Origin of the sequence: Gordonia alkanivorans (genome assembly GCF_004011905.1) — a bacterium.
Classification (GTDB): domain Bacteria; phylum Actinomycetota; class Actinomycetes; order Mycobacteriales; family Mycobacteriaceae; genus Gordonia; species Gordonia alkanivorans.
Window position 1 is genome coordinate 1,987,508 of sequence record NZ_CP027114.1, and the last position, 14,414, is coordinate 2,001,921.

A 14,414-nucleotide genomic window follows, 5' to 3' on the forward strand; every position below is an offset into this window, starting at 1 on the left:
CCATGTTGATCCCACGTCGGGTCAAGCACCGCAAGCAGCATCACCCCAGCCTCAAGGGGCAGGCCAAGGGCGGCACCAAGGTGACGTTCGGCGATTACGGCATCCAGGCTCTGGAAGGCGCGTACATCACCAACCGTCAGATCGAGTCCGCTCGTATCGCGATCAACCGGCACATCAAGCGTGGCGGCAAGGTCTGGATCAACATCTTCCCGGACCGCCCGCTCACCAAGAAGCCGGCCGAAACCCGCATGGGTTCGGGTAAGGGTTCGCCCGAGTGGTGGGTCGCCCCGGTCAAGCCGGGTCGCGTGCTGTTCGAGATGACCTACCCGAATGAGGAGATCGCTCGCGAGGCCCTGCGCCGCGCACAGCACAAGCTCCCCATCAAGACCCGGATCGTGACACGAGAGGAGCAGTTCTGATGTCTCTCGGAGTTGCTGCGAACGAGCTGCGTGAGCTCAACGACGCCGATCTGGTCGACCGCCTGAAGGAGTCGAAGGAAGAGCTCTTCAACCTTCGCTTCCAGATGGCCACCGGCCAGCTCGACAACAACCGTCGCCTGCGGACCGTGCGTCGCGAGATCGCACGTATCTACACCGTCATGCGCGAGCGTGAGCTGGGCCTGGCGTCGGGACCGGAAGGTGAAGACGCATGAGTGAGGACCAGAAGGTGACCGAAACCCAGACCGCTGAGCGCGGCCGCCGCAAGGAGCGGATCGGCTACGTGGTCAGCGACAAGATGCAGAAGACCATCGTGGTCGAGCTGGAAGATCGTAAGAGCCACCCGCTCTACAAGAAGATCATCCGGACCACGAGCAAGGTCAAGGCACACGACGAGAACGGCGATGCCGGCGTCGGTGACCGCGTGCGGATCATGGAGACCCGCCCGCTGTCGGCGACCAAGCACTGGCGTCTGGTCGAGGTGCTGGAGAAGGCCAAGTAAGCCGACTCCCAGCGAGATCGACACCCGAACGGCCCGTTCCCCTCTCGAGGGGGACGGGCCGTTTGTCGTGCCGGGGCGTGTACGCCGTTCCCGTTGGTTCCCCCGATGGATTGACCGCGTCACCGGTGGATGTGAGGGTTGACCTGATGGCCGCGACCGATGCATCTCTCTCCGACAAACCGACGGAACATCCGGCTTGGGTGCGTCGGATCTTCGAATCCGACTCGGCAGAGCCGGATCTCGACCATGTCCGCCGGATAGGCGCGCGCTTCCTCGGCCTCGGCTTCATCGGCTACCCGATCGTCTCGTTCGCGGCGATCGCCTCCGCCGCCACGGTGACCGCCTCCTGGTGGGTTCCGCTGAGCATCCTGCTGTCCGTCGGGCCCGGAATCCTCCTGATTCTCTTCAGCTTCCGCCGGGGCGTGTCCTGGCTCGGCCCCCTGGCCCTGGCCACCTGGGGTGGCTATCTGTTGGCCATCGCGCTGTGGTTCCCGGCGTGGACCGGGACCACGCTTGCCGACCCGGAGGACGTGGCGCAGTGGATGATCGCGTTCTGCGGCATGCCGAGCATGGTGTTGATGCTCGTGAATGCCAGGCTCGGTGCGATCAGTCTCGTCGTGTCGTCCGTCGTCTCGCATGTCTCGCAGCAACTCGGGCGGTTCGGGGCGATCACCTCGGATCTGGTGTTCGAGATCGTGTGGTCGGTCGTGTTCACCGCGGTCTTCCTCGCGGTTGTCCTCGTGGCCGCCCGCACCGGACGGCATCTGGACGAGACCCGTGAGGAGACCTACCGGAACGCGGCGAATGTCGCAGCGGAGGCGGCCCGCGAGGTCGAGAAGGCACGGTTCGACGCCATCGTCCACGACCGGGTGATCGCGTCCCTGCTCGCGGTCGAGCCGGGCACACCCGACCACCGACTAGCTGTACTGACCCGGAACGTTAGGTACGGCGTTCGGCGAGTCGACGTGACATAGGGAAGACCTCCGAGTGAGGTGTGGAGCTGTCTAAGAACCGCTCCTCAACCCGGAGGTCTTCGTGTCTCACCGTAATTCACCGCTGTCCCCGACTGGCCGGTTGCGTCTGGCTCGGTGTGTTGTGGACGACCGGTGGCCACTGCGCCGCGCAGCTGACCGGTTCAACGTGTCAGTCACCACGGCCAAGCGATGGGCGGATCGCTACCGCGACCACGGGCCGGCCGGAATGGGTGATCGGTCCAGCCGGCCCCGATCGTGTCCGCATCGCACCAGCCGGCGCCGGGAACGCCGGGTCGTCGGGTTACGCGTCTCCCGCCGCTGGGGGCCAGCCCGGATCGGATACCACCTGGGGTTGAACGTCTCCACGGTGCACCGCATCCTCACCCGCTACGGCTGCCTACGACTGTCGTGGATCGACCCGGCAACCGGGGCGCCGGTACGTGCCCGCAGACGCGAGATTCGCCGGTACGAACACCAAGCGCCCGGAGACTTGATCCACGTCGACATCAAAAAGCTCGGCAGAATCCCCGACGGCGGTGGACATCGCGTACACGGCCGCGCCCAGGGCACCCGCAACTCCAGTGCCCACCGCGAGCCTGGACGAACCCGCAAAGTTGCTGGCCGCCCCAACCTGGGGTACGCGTATCTGCATCACGCCGTCGACGACCACTCCCGCTACGCCTACTCCGAGATCCTCGCTGATGAGAAGAAGGAAACCGCGACCGCGTTCATGACTCGGGCGTTGGCGCACTTCGCCTCGATCGGTGTCACCACCGCGCGGGTGATGACCGACAACGGGTCGTGTTACCGGTCCCGCATATTTCGGGACTTGTTGCACGACAACAAGATCGAGCACAAGTGGACCAGACCGTACCGGCCGCAAACCAACGGCAAGGTCGAACGATTCAACCGGACCCTGCAGGAGGAATGGGCCTACGCCCGTCCCTACCTCAGCGAGTCCGAACGCGTCGCGGCGTTCCCCGAGTTCCTTCGCGTCTACAATCACGAACGCGGACACACCGCGCTCCGAGGCAACTCACCCGCCGACCGCGTACCCAACCTGTCGGGTCAGTACAACTGATATGTAGAGAAGTTTGTCAAGTTCGCAGGGCGAGGTACCGCCGGGAAGCTATCCCGGCGGTACCTCTGTGCTTCATGAGCGATCTGTGTGGTGAGCGTGTCGTATCACGACGCGCGGTCAGACTGATATTCGCGGATTGGGTACCGCAGGACGGGGTTTCGGCTGGATCGCGACCGCGTGTCTAGGGTCGAGCGTCAACCCGTGACCGGGTTTGCTCATAGTTGTATCGCGGGTCGATCCACGCGCTGTCACCACCGATCGGCTCATAAAGCAGGCCAATTGCTGTCAGCAGTCCATCACGGCCAACGACCAGCACCAGCCGGCCAACTCACGCGCGATGGCGACGTTGGCAATGACGGGGCGTTTCCGGCGGTCAAGGAAGTTCACCCACCGCTGATGGAGGCGACGGTTACCTTCATCGCCACGCACCCGAGCCGCTGCGGGAGCCTGTTCCCAGCGTTCCCGCATCACCGCACCGACGTGATAGCGCGCCCGATGGTGCCAGGCTGCTTCGACGAGCAATCGGCGGGCATGGGTGTTGCCGGTCTTGGTGATCGCCCCCTGCACCCGCGACATTCCTGAAGAATATTCGCTGGGAACCAACCCGACGAATGAGCCAATGCTGTTGCCGGTGAACCGATCCCAATCACCGATCTCCACGGTCAACGCGAACGCGGTCAGCGTGCTCACTCCACGCAGGCACGACATCCGCCGCACGATCGGGGTGAACTCACTATCACCGGCCATCGCTACGATCGCCACGTCCAAACGGTCACGTCGAGCTTTCATCGTCAATACGTGTTCGTAATCGGCATCGAAGGCCACCCGTGTGGCCGCCCCGGTCAACGCCGACGCTGCGACTGTTCGCAACCACCGGTCATGCGCGCCGGTCCAGGCCGTCCCACCGTCATAGACCAGGCCGTGACGCAGCAACAGCTTCGATAACCGATGACGTGCCCGCATCAAATCACCCCGACAGTCCTCGCGGGCCCTGACCAGATCACGCGCGGCTTCCTGGGCGACAGTCGGGATGCACACCGAAGTGGTCTCGCCAAGCCGCAGCAACCTCGCCAGGTGAATCGAGTCGCGCACATCGGTCTTGACCCGGTCACCGACCGGACGCTGCAGCTTGCTCGGCGCAACCACCTCGCAGCGGATCCCTGCCGCGGTCAGGTCCCGGTACAGCCCGAAGCCGGTCGGACCGGCTTCATAGGCCACCGCGACAGGGCCTGGCAACGTCGCCAGCCATGATCTGACGTGCTCAAACGACGGCGTCAGCCGCGCCTGATGAAGCTCACTTGTTTGGCCGTCAAGAGCAGCCGCGACGATCGATCGTGCGTGCACATCGAGTCCTACACTCGTACGCTCTGTAAACACCGGGGCCTCCCACAAATGTCGGATAGGCCGGGCAGGCGCCTCCTGCTCGGTAACCCACGAGTCTTTGTGCGTGAGGCTCCGGCCCGCAACCCCCCAACACACCATCGGGGAGTCACCCATACCGTCTAGCCGCGCAGGCCCGCTCGGCACTCGAAGAACTCGCTCGGGTGCCGAGTCCCGGCGACGCCGAGGTGGCGGCGCGAGCGGAGACGCTGCGTCGGATCAGGTCGGCGGCCGCGGACATCTCCGAACGCTTCGAGGTCCAGATCCTGGGCGCGGTGCCCGCTCCCGCCGACGACCGGGACGCCGGAGGGGAGCGCCTCGAATATCCCGTGGAAGTCGTGGACGCGGTCGTCGAGGCGATGTCGGAGGCCCTGCGCAACGTGGTCCGGCACGCCGGACCGGACGTCGAAAGCGCGGTGATCGTGCAACTGGCGGCCGATGCACTGAGCATGGCGGTCGTCGACAACGGCAACGGCTTCGACCCGGACTCGGTGGGTCCCGGGCGGGTCGGGATCGCCGTCAGCATCCGCGGCCGGATGTCACGACTGCCCGGCGGCCACGCCCAGGTGAACAGTCGCCCGCGCCGCGGTACCACCGTCGAGATCGGGTGGGAGCGTCCGTGATCGGGACCTGCGAACACGACCGGGACGTCGAGCGGGGCGCGGTCGACAGCGCCTTCGGCATCGGCTCCCGCCCGCTCTGGGTGACCATGGCGATGTTCAGCTGCGGATATCTCGCCGTCACGTTGTACGCCAACGCCGACGTCACGGGGGTCTGGCAGTGGGTCGGGATCATCGCAGGGTTCCTGTTCTTCGCCTTTGGTGGATTCCTCATCCTCGATGCACCGGGTGACCCGTTGCCCATGCCGACCACGGTGGTGATCGCCGTACTCGCCGTCGCCGGCGTGACGACCTCGCTGTTCTCGTTGCCGTTCCCGCTGACGCATGTCATGCAGACCGGACCCTCCATCGGGGCCTCGGTGATCGCCCTCGCGTTCGTTGCCGTACGCGGCCGCCCGTTGGCGGCGTGGATCGCGAGCATCGTCATCTCGGTGATCGCCACAGGGTGGGGGCACGTCGCGACGCAGGGCGCGATGTGGGGTCTGGCGGTGACCCTGCCCGGCTACGCCATCATGATCATGGGCTCGTTGTTCTCGCTCATGCTTCGACCCATGGCCAGACAGCTGTACGCGCTGCGTGAGGCCAACGAACAGCAGGCGGCGCTCGACGCGGCCGCGGCCGCGGCCGCCGAGGTGCGGGATCGGCGACTGGCTGCTCTCGACGAACGCGCACGTCCGATCCTCACTCGCATCGCCGAGCGAATCGAGTTCAGCGTCGAGGAGGTCGCCGTCGCCCGTCTCATCGAAGCGCAGCTCCGAGACGGCATCCGCGCGTCGGACCTCGACGTCCCCGAGGTGCGCGACGCCGCGTGGCGTGCCCGGCAGCGGGGCGTCAAGGTCGTGCTGCTCGACGACGGCGGGTTGTCCGTCCTGGCCGACGACGAGGCGGCACGCGCGCGGGATCGCCTCGGCGCGGCGGTCGTCGAACTCCTCGCCGATGCCGAGAGCGGTCGTGTGACCGTCCGGATCCACCCACCGGGACGGAAAACCCTGGCATCGCTGGGTGTCGACACCGACGATCAGGTCGAGTTGGTCGAGTTCACGAGCGCGGGCGCGGCGCTCCAGACGGCCTCCGCGGATCGGCGGTTGGCCCGATGAGTGCCGGCACCGGGGTCGGCAGCCCGGTTCGGCCGGTGAAGCCCGAACGTGTCGTCGACCGTGTCCGTCGGGGCCTGGGGCGGGGTATCCGTGAGGACGCGTCGGACCTCGACCGGCAGAAACGTATCGGCTGCCGGTTCGTCGGAAGTGGTTTGCTCGCGTTCTGTGCCGTGATGGCGCCGGTCGCGATCCTGCGGGCTGATCTCACCGCGGGTTGGTGGACCCCGGTCAGTCTGGTGCTCGTCGTCGTGCCCGCGGCGCTGCTGGTGGCGTCCACCTTCCTGGCCGTCCCGCGCTCGCTGTCGGCTCTCGTGTGTGCCTGCGCTCTGGGATATCTCATCGCGACGCTGCTGTGGTTCCCGGCCTGGCGCGGGGCACCCGACGAGGAGGCTCGTTGGGCGGTGTGGCTGTTGCAGTTCCCGTCGGTGCCGAGCTTCGGGCTGGTAGTCATGCTCCGCCCGGGCCTGGCGGTGACGAACCTCGTCGTCGCGACCTTCGCCGTGCACGCAGCCAATCAGATCGCGCGCTACGGGGAGCTCCGTCCGGTCGAACTGCTGAGCGTGCCGCTGTCGGTGGCGCTGGCCGGGGTGTTCCTGGCGGTGGCCCTGGCCGCGGTGCGCAACGTGCGTGCGCTGGATGAGCGGCATCCCGCCGTGCTGGCGATGACCACCAGGGCCGCGGCCAACGCGGCCCAGGAGGCGGAACGCTCCCGGTTCGACGCACTGATCCACGACCACGTCATCGCCACGCTGCTGGCAGTGCGTGCGGGTCCGCCCGATCCGCGGCTCGCGGCACAGGCGGCGTCGGCGCTCGACGAACTGGACCGCAGCACAGTACCGCCGTCGGAGGTCACGGCCAGGGTGTTCGCCTTCCGGACCGAGAACACGGTCGTCGCGATGAGCGACCGCGCGTCGTGCACGGAGGTGATCTCCTCGCCCGCGGCGAGCTATCCGGCACAGGTCGTGGAAGACATGGTCGACTGCGTGGCCGAGGCGACCCGGAACTGGCTCCGCCATGCGGGCGCCGGCTCGCACTGCGAGGTCGCCGCCGAATTCGGGGACGGCTTCGCCCGGGTGACCGTGGCCGACGACGGCGTGGGCTTCGACCCTGCTGTGGTCGACCCCCGCCGATTCGGCATCGCGGTGGGAATCCGCGCGCGGATGGCCGGACTGCCCGGTGGCAGTGCGGAGATCGACAGCGCGCCCGGGCAGGGCACGGTCGTCGCCGTCGAATGGAGGCGGCCATGATCTCGCACCCGCTGCCCGATGACGCGATCGATCTCGACGAGACGACCGGCAACCTGTTCGGACTCGGGTCGCCGCTGCTCATCAGGGCGCTGCTCATCTTCGCGATCATCTACGTGGCAGTGATGATCGGCGCGGGCTGGGAGATCCGGTCGGTCGCGACGTGGGTGGCGCTGGCGGCGGGTTTCGCTCTGTTCGTGGCGGCCGCGTCGTTGCTGATGCGCTACGGCCGGTCGACGCTGCCGCTACGCACCGCTCTGGCTGTCACCGTCTTGACCGTGGCCGGGGTCACGACTTCGTTCTGGAGTCTGTCGCTGGACACGTACGTCACCCTCCAGACGACGCCGGTCACCTCGGCGATGACCATCATCCTGGCCATGGTGGTGCTCTACCGACGACCTTCGTTCGCCTGGATCGGAGCGCTCTGCTCGACCGGATTGGCCGCGATCGGCGGCGAGATGATCGGGATCGGGTATGTGGTCGGGGCCGGCAACACGATGTTCTGCTATCCGGTCCTGGTCCTGGCCACACTCTTCGGACTCATGGCGATCCCGATGCCCGACCGCCTGCGCAGCCTGCGGGAACAGGCCTTCGCGCAGGCCGCGGAGGAAGCCGCGACGGCGGCGTCGGCCTCCGAGCGGAGACGACAACTAGAGCGCCTCGACGCCGGGGCGCGTCCGATCTTGGAACAGATCGCGGCCGGGCACGAGTTCCTCCCCGAGGAGGCGCTCGACGTCCGTCTGACGGAGGCGCAGCTCCGCGACACCATCCGCGCACCCGGGTGGGACGCACCGGAGGTGGGGGAGTCGGTGTGGGCCGTACGCCGACGAGGAGTTTCGGTGCGATTGCTCGACGACGGGGGACTCGGCGACCATGCGTCAGACGCTCTCGACGAACACTCGCCCGGGAGCCTGGCCCGTCGGATACTCGTCGAGGAGTTGACCGCCATCGAGCCGGCGATGGCGGATCAGGGCAGCGTGACCGCTCGGATCCTGCCCTCGGGCCGCGACATGGTCGCGTCGATCGTCGTCGACGTCGGCCTCCGCATGCGCCGGGTGGAAATCCATCGAGACGGCAGCGTCGCGGTCGATGTCACCCCGGTCGACGACGTGGACACCACGGGAACGGCCGCCGGACCGGTGGCACCGACATGAGCGTGACCCTTCAGGACTGCTGACGCCGGAGCCAGCGGAGAACGTCGGGTGTGACCGGCCGCGTGGCGTCGGCATACTCCGGATGCTTCTCGAGGAACGCCGCCACCAGCGGGCACACCCCGATGATGATCAGCCCGCGTGACCTGGCGTCGTCAAGGGCCTCGCGGACCAGGATCGTCGCGAGTCCGCGACCGCCGAACTCCTCGGCGACCTCGGTTTGGAAGAAAACCCTCTCGGTGCTCGCCGCGGAGTCGTCGCCGCGGTCCCGGTACTCGGCGACGCCGGCGACGGCGTCGGTGGTCCCGGCGACGGTGATCTCGTATCGCTGCGCCGCGCCGTTGTCGCGCACCGACGTCTGCGCGCCGGTCTTGTCGGTGGTCTGCTCGTTTTGGGTCACGGTGTCACCTTGTCATGACCGGCCCGTCGACGGACCACGGGAAGTTGATCCACTTGTCCGTCGTCCGTCACCCGTTGATCGGTCAGACCGCTCGACTCGAACAGTGACGGGAGCAACACCGGTTCCGAGAGGGTCTCACGCGGAAGGTTCTCGAGATTTGTTTTGACAAATCAGCACAGAGAGATTCTTCGAACCTGTACTGCGGGTTCACAACGACATTAGGTGGGTAGCCGAGCCGGGAGACCAGAATTGAACCGGCTATTTCACGTCGATGCATATCGGCGGTTTTCATCGGGCTGTGGAACCGGCTTCGAATTCGATGCTGTTGCGGATCGGAATAGATCACAGCAGGTCGATATGCGGACACCGGCTTCGGACCTGACGGTGGGCCCGCGTCGTGATCACTGTCATCGTCTCGTTTGGCTTCGGGACGGTGGGTGCCGAACCCGGTCGCGGTGTCGCAGGTCGGCGCGCCTTTGCATCGCAAACCGGGTGGCCCGGGTGATCGGGGATGTCGGGTTTTCGAGAATCTTTATCCGCATCGCGCAATGCTGAAAAGTACGCAACCCCGATCTCACGCTGAATATCCCAGACAATCGACGTAGCCTTTCGGTTGATTTGTCAGTGCTCTCGCGCAGGCGCACATCGGACGTGAAGTCCGGGCTCGCAAAGCGGGAGCGGTGGCCGATTCTCTACCACTACGAGACATCGGCCGTTTGCTGCCGTGAATTCCCTGCTGAGTGCAATCGGAGGATCATGAGTACTTTGACCGTCGTCGTCCCTGCGTTCAACGAAGAGGCACTCATCGGCCGATGCCTCGATCGACTGATCGCCCAGACCAGGGTGATCGACGAGATCATCGTGGTGGACAATGCGTCCACCGACGCCACCCCGGACATCGTGGACCGCTACGTGAGCGCCCACCCCAATGTGAAACGTATCGTGGAATCCGAGCCAGGGGTGATTGCAGCTCGACGGTGCGGTTTCGACGCGGCGACCACGGACATCATTGCGAAGACGGACGCGGATTCTCTCGTCGGTGCCGACTGGGCCGATAGGATCGTCTCCTTCTTCGACAGCGAGATCGGAGCGGACTTCGCCGCGCTCACCGGTTTGGTGCTGACGTGGGACGGGCCGTCGTATGAACTACAGCGGCGTCTGCAGACGTGGAACCTCGGTCCGCTTGCGGACGGCGGGGAGACCGGGAGCGTTCACGGGCCCAACTATGCGATCAGGCGATCTGTGTGGTCAGAAGTCCGCGAGAGCCTTCAGACGCCGCTCGAGATCTGGGAGGACCTCGATTTGGGTCTTGCACTGTCAGAGGCCGGCCACCGGATGTTCTTCGATCCGGGGTTGCTCGTCGATGCGTCGTGTTGTCAACTCCGTCACTCGCCTTGGAAGAACCGGTCCTACATCTCCGGCGGGATCCGGACCGCGCGCGGCCGGAACAATCCGGCCGCGGTCAAGGCGCTGAAGGTCGAGCTCCCATTCCGGTACATGACGTTCACGGTGATGTGGCTGCTGTTCCGGCCTTGGGACAACGACCGGAAGAACTGGCGGCCGCACCGCCTCTTCACACCGCTCGACCGCGATCGCGGACTCGTGACGAGCCGCCGGGCCAAGGACGAACGAACGGTAGAACCGGATCGCTTCCATTCGTAGATTCCGGCGGATTCGGAACCCGGTCGATCTGTCGTGGTCCGAACCGTCCACTCGAACCGAGTCGGCGTCGCCCGGTGTCGTACCGGGTGTCTTTCTGAACCGGCGTTCGTGAACGGTAACTTTTTCTCATCCCGGCGCGACAGAGCATGCGAATGACGGCCTTGGCCCGGATTCGTGCGTAAGTTTGTTGTCGTGGATGCTTGACGCCCAATCGCGCCCATCCGTTTCCGTGGCGGGATACGAAGGCGAGGCGCCGAGACCATCAAGATTCGTCCCCAGTTCCCGACGCGAAGAGGAAGACATGTCCGAGGCCAACGGTCAGCGACCAACGGTCGCGTCCTACGCGCCCCGCCATCAACGGCTGGAGGAGTCTCTTTCCTCGCAGCCCGAGGACCCTTTCGTCCTACCGGACCCCGTCGTGGAGCAGCTGCGCCGATGGCGCGCCGAGCGCGACGACGAGGACGAGACGTCGAACGGCGGCGATGGGTCGGATCGCGGCATTCGTTCACACCTGAACGCAGACGGGTCGACCGAAGTCGTCCGGGCCGCTGAGAAGCCGACCGCTGAGAAGCCGACCGCAGATGAGCCGACCGGCGAGCGGCAGGTGGCCCAAGAGCGGTCCGACGCGCGGCCGCTCGGTCCCGCTGAGGACGGATTCACGGACCACGACTCGTCATCCGGTGATGACCACGGGGCGACACCAGGCGTTGACGATGTCCAGACCCAGTGCTTCGAGGAGGTAGGGGTACCGAACCCGACATCCTCCACGCCGGCCGAGCCGGGGGATTCCTGGATCGTGCCTGTACCGGCCGACCCCGGCGAAAAAACCTCCACGCTCACCGTCGAGCGAGGGATCGCCATCGAAGCCACGAACCTCCACAAACGATTCAAGGACATGGTCGCCGTCGAGGACGTCAGTTTCTCGGTGCCCTCGGGGAGTATCGTCGCCCTGCTCGGGCCCAACGGAGCCGGTAAGACGACGGTCGTGAACATGCTGTGCACCCTCCTGAAACCTGATGGGGGCACTGCCACCGTCCACGGCCACGACGTGTCGCACGAGGCCGCTGCGGTGCGCAAGTCGATCATGCTGACGGGACAGTTCGCGGCGCTCGACGAAGCACTCACCGGGCGCGAGAACCTGGTGCTGTTCGGCCGCCTGCTCGGGCTCCCCAAAGCGGCGGCGCGTGCCCGTGCCGACGAGTTGCTCGACGCGTTCTCGCTCACCGACGTCGGTTCGAAACGCGTCCGCGAGTACTCCGGCGGCATGCGTCGGCGGATCGACATCGCGTGCGGACTGGTGACCGCACCCAAGGTCGTGTTCCTGGACGAGCCCACAACCGGTCTCGATCCGCGGAGTCGCCAGGAGGTGTGGACCCTCGTCGAGAAACTGCGTGCGTCCGGGGTGACCATCCTGCTCACCACGCAGTACCTCGAGGAGGCCGACGTCCTCTCCGACAACATTGTTGTGATCGACAAGGGTCGGGTCATCGCCGAGGGGACGTCGGACGAGCTCAAGGCATCGACGGGCGCGGCCTATTGTGAGGTGACCCCTACACATGCGACGGATCTCCCCCGGCTGCGGGATCTGCTCGCCGACCTCATCGGCGATTCGATCCCGGACCCCGACGAGCACGCCGTCGCGGTCCCCGCTCCCGACGGCCCGGAGACGCTCGTCGAGGTGATCCGGCGTACTGCCGACGCGGACATCCCGCTGTCGGACGTGGCCATGAGACGCCCGTCCCTGGACGAGGTCTTCCTGGCGCTGACGGACCCGCGGCGCGATCGGAAGTCGATCTGAGATGACGACGCAGACGTCCACGGTGGCTGCGCCGTCTCCGGCCGAGTCCAGCATAGACATGACGCCCCAGCTCACGGTTCGCGCGCTGCAGCAGTGGTGGGCGCTGTCGGGCCGGGGCGTCAGCAAGGTGCTACGCGGCGGCGAGGCCGTCTTCGCCCTGGTATCGCCCGTGCTGGTCTCGCTGTGCTTCTACCTTCCGCTCAGAAGCATCATGGACATGGCGCCGGGAATGAACTACGGCCAGTTCCTCATGCCGATCGTGTTCCTGCAGTCGATCAACTTCGCCGCGTCCTCGGCCGCCATGCGGGCTGCTTTCGACGGCGCCCAGGGGATCAACACGCGGTTCCGGGTTCTGCCCATGTCTCCCCTGGTCCCTATGCTCGCGCGCACGGCGACCAATGGTGTGTTGCTGTTGATGTCGCTGGTGTGCGCGACGCTGGCCTCGCTTGCCATCGGCTGGCGACCCGGCGGCGGGTTCTGGGGTACCCTCGGTCTCTTCGCGTTCGCCGGGCTGATCGGTGTGCTGTTCGCGTGGGTCGCGGACGGAATCGGGCTCGTCGCAGGCAGCCCGGAGGCCACCAGTCAGGCGCTCTCGCTGCCGACGCTGATTCTGGGCATGATGTCGACCGGACTCGTACCCCTCTCTGAGTTCCCAGAGTGGATTCAACCGTTCGTCCGCAATCAACCGATCTCGCAATTCGCGGACTCGATGCGCGCGCTGGACGCCGGAACCGCGACGTGGCATCTGCTGACACCCTCGCTGTGGTGGTGCACGGGCCTGGCTGTCACGGCGCTGGTTCTGCTGGCCGTGAGCACTCGGAGGACTCGCGGATGACCGGCACCGACGTGAATCTCGTGGACATCGGTTCACCAGATCGCCATTTCGTCACCTCGACCCAGTCTTCAGTCCCCTCGGAGACGAGCGCGCGCGCTCTCTGGACTCAGGCTCTGCCTCTCGCGGGACGTCAGATCCTCGTGTTCGTGCGCGACGTTCCCACCCTCATCCAGGCACTGGTGTTCCCCGCTCTCAGCATGTTGATGTTCAAGGTCGTTCTCGGTGATGCGATCGGATCGGCGACCGGACAGAACAGTGCCTACGGGACGGTTCCACTGGTGATCCTGGTGGGTGCGATGTTCGGTTCGATCGCCACCGCGACCAGACTCAACCAGGAAAGAGCCACGGGCCTGCTCGCCCGTCTGTATGTGCTGCCCATACATCGCGCCGCTGATCTGACGTCGCGGGTCGCCTCGGAGATCGTCCGAATCCTGGTCACGACGATCATCCTGCTCGCAGCGGGTCATCTCATCGGCTTCCGTTTCACCCAGGGATTCGGCTCCGCGGTCGGACTGGTACTGGTGGCGCTGGCGTACGGGGCGGCCTTCGCGACGTTGACCCTCGCCCTGGCGGTGAGTGCGCGCCCGGGCGCGCCGATTGTGCCCTACCTCGGCCTGGTCTCGAGTCTGCTGATGTTTTTCAACTCGGGTTTCTCGCCGATCAGTGCATATCCCACGTGGCTACAACCAGTCGTGGAGAATCAACCCATGACACCCGCGATCGAAGCGATGCGTGCGCTGGCCGCCGGTGGTCCGCTGACAAGCAATCTGGTGAAGGTGGCGGTGTGGACCGTGGTGATTCTGGGGGTTTCCGTATATCCCGCACTTCGCGGATACAGAAAAGCGGCCAGAGATCGATGATCGACCTCCGATCAGCCGGGTCATCTCGTCAAATGATGCCTGGGCCGGCCGACCCATCAGCCACCGGAGGTCGTCCTGGACCACTTGGGTGGACAATAACTGCAGGTCAGCGGGCAGAATGGTCGGATACCGGCGCCACCCGGCCAACCGGGCCCCGGCGCAGCGGGTCCGCTTATACGCGTAACGGGGGACCGTCATTCAACGATGGAATTCTCAGGGCTGGTTTTGCATCCCGCTTGCGTCGAACCGGATCGGGTGAAATAGCATGGAGATTCTGTGTCACGGCGAAAAGTGGAGGGTCTGGACGATTGCCATCGGCAAAGTCGTGAGGTCTTAATCGAGTGCAGGACTAGCGAGGGAGTGGTCAGGAGAC

The 14,414-nt window shown here is 65.9% G+C and carries 14 protein-coding genes and 2 pseudogenes; 13 read left to right on the forward strand and 3 right to left on the reverse strand.

Features of this window, described 5'->3' with window-relative positions; genetic code table 11:
- Positions 1 to 2 precede the first annotated feature (2 nt).
- The 5 genes and pseudogenes from rplP to C5O27_RS09095 all read left to right on the forward strand — a co-directional run bounded on the left by rplP (position 3) and on the right by C5O27_RS09095 (position 2,994).
- Positions 3 to 419, forward strand: coding sequence for a 50S ribosomal protein L16 (rplP, locus tag C5O27_RS09075; RefSeq protein WP_004020548.1), 417 nt, complete (start codon positions 3 to 5; stop codon positions 417 to 419).
- Entirely contained in the window at positions 419 to 652 is a 234-nt protein-coding gene (rpmC, locus tag C5O27_RS09080) for a 50S ribosomal protein L29 (protein ID WP_005194647.1), read from the forward strand. The genes rplP and rpmC overlap by 1 nt, the downstream gene beginning before the upstream one ends.
- Positions 649 to 939, forward strand: coding sequence for a 30S ribosomal protein S17 (rpsQ, locus tag C5O27_RS09085; RefSeq protein ID WP_127962542.1), 291 nt, complete (start codon positions 649 to 651; stop codon positions 937 to 939). Before rpmC ends, rpsQ begins: the two co-directional genes overlap by 4 nt.
- Before the next feature lie 146 nt (positions 940 to 1,085).
- A pseudogene (locus C5O27_RS09090) lies at positions 1,086 to 1,901 on the forward strand (sensor histidine kinase); the annotation flags it as partial.
- A gap of 73 nt (positions 1,902 to 1,974) precedes the next feature.
- Positions 1,975 to 2,994, forward strand: coding sequence for an IS481 family transposase (locus tag C5O27_RS09095; RefSeq protein ID WP_127962543.1), 1,020 nt, complete (start codon positions 1,975 to 1,977; stop codon positions 2,992 to 2,994).
- 285 nt (positions 2,995 to 3,279) lie between these two features.
- Here the strand turns inward: C5O27_RS09095 and C5O27_RS09100 are convergent, their stop codons facing one another.
- The gene (locus C5O27_RS09100) at positions 3,280 to 4,371 is read right to left on the reverse strand and encodes an IS110 family RNA-guided transposase (RefSeq protein WP_044505579.1); all 1,092 of its coding nucleotides are present in this window, start codon (positions 4,369 to 4,371) and stop codon (positions 3,280 to 3,282) included.
- 167 nt (positions 4,372 to 4,538) lie between these two features.
- Between C5O27_RS09100 and C5O27_RS09105 the strand changes: the two genes are divergently transcribed.
- The 4 genes from C5O27_RS09105 to C5O27_RS09120 are packed head-to-tail and all read left to right on the forward strand — an operon-like array spanning position 4,539 to position 8,489.
- Entirely contained in the window at positions 4,539 to 4,997 is a 459-nt protein-coding gene (locus tag C5O27_RS09105; RefSeq protein ID WP_425269602.1) for an ATP-binding protein, read from the forward strand.
- Entirely contained in the window at positions 4,994 to 6,091 is a 1,098-nt protein-coding gene (locus tag C5O27_RS09110) for a hypothetical protein (RefSeq protein WP_127962544.1), read from the forward strand. The genes C5O27_RS09105 and C5O27_RS09110 overlap by 4 nt, the downstream gene beginning before the upstream one ends.
- Entirely contained in the window at positions 6,088 to 7,338 is a 1,251-nt protein-coding gene (locus C5O27_RS09115) for a sensor histidine kinase (RefSeq protein WP_127962545.1), read from the forward strand. Before C5O27_RS09110 ends, C5O27_RS09115 begins: the two co-directional genes overlap by 4 nt.
- On the forward strand, positions 7,335 to 8,489 hold the full coding sequence (locus C5O27_RS09120; protein WP_127962546.1) for a hypothetical protein: 1,155 nt from the start codon (positions 7,335 to 7,337) through the stop codon (positions 8,487 to 8,489). The genes C5O27_RS09115 and C5O27_RS09120 overlap by 4 nt, the downstream gene beginning before the upstream one ends.
- 10 nt (positions 8,490 to 8,499) lie before the next feature.
- Here the strand turns inward: C5O27_RS09120 and C5O27_RS09125 are convergent, their stop codons facing one another.
- A complete protein-coding gene (locus C5O27_RS09125) occupies positions 8,500 to 8,886 on the reverse strand; it encodes a GNAT family N-acetyltransferase (RefSeq protein WP_127962547.1) in 387 nt (128 codons plus the stop codon).
- A 4-nt stretch (positions 8,887 to 8,890) separates the two neighbouring features.
- A pseudogene (locus C5O27_RS22965) lies at positions 8,891 to 9,023 on the reverse strand (phosphoribosyltransferase); the annotation flags it as partial.
- 514 nt (positions 9,024 to 9,537) lie between these two features.
- Between C5O27_RS22965 and C5O27_RS09135 the strand changes: the two are divergent.
- The 4 genes from C5O27_RS09135 to C5O27_RS09150 all read left to right on the forward strand — a co-directional run bounded on the left by C5O27_RS09135 (position 9,538) and on the right by C5O27_RS09150 (position 14,041).
- Positions 9,538 to 10,548, forward strand: a complete 1,011-nt coding sequence (locus C5O27_RS09135) for a glycosyltransferase family 2 protein (protein WP_244216619.1) — start codon at positions 9,538 to 9,540, stop codon at positions 10,546 to 10,548.
- 301 nt (positions 10,549 to 10,849) lie between these two features.
- Positions 10,850 to 12,346, forward strand: coding sequence for an ATP-binding cassette domain-containing protein (locus C5O27_RS22840; protein ID WP_208651459.1), 1,497 nt, complete (start codon positions 10,850 to 10,852; stop codon positions 12,344 to 12,346).
- A gap of 58 nt (positions 12,347 to 12,404) precedes the next feature.
- Positions 12,405 to 13,181, forward strand: a complete 777-nt coding sequence (locus C5O27_RS09145; protein ID WP_244216638.1) for an ABC transporter permease — start codon at positions 12,405 to 12,407, stop codon at positions 13,179 to 13,181.
- Positions 13,178 to 14,041, forward strand: coding sequence for an ABC transporter permease (locus C5O27_RS09150; protein WP_127962549.1), 864 nt, complete (start codon positions 13,178 to 13,180; stop codon positions 14,039 to 14,041). Before C5O27_RS09145 ends, C5O27_RS09150 begins: the two co-directional genes overlap by 4 nt.
- Positions 14,042 to 14,414: the final 373 nt, after the last annotated feature.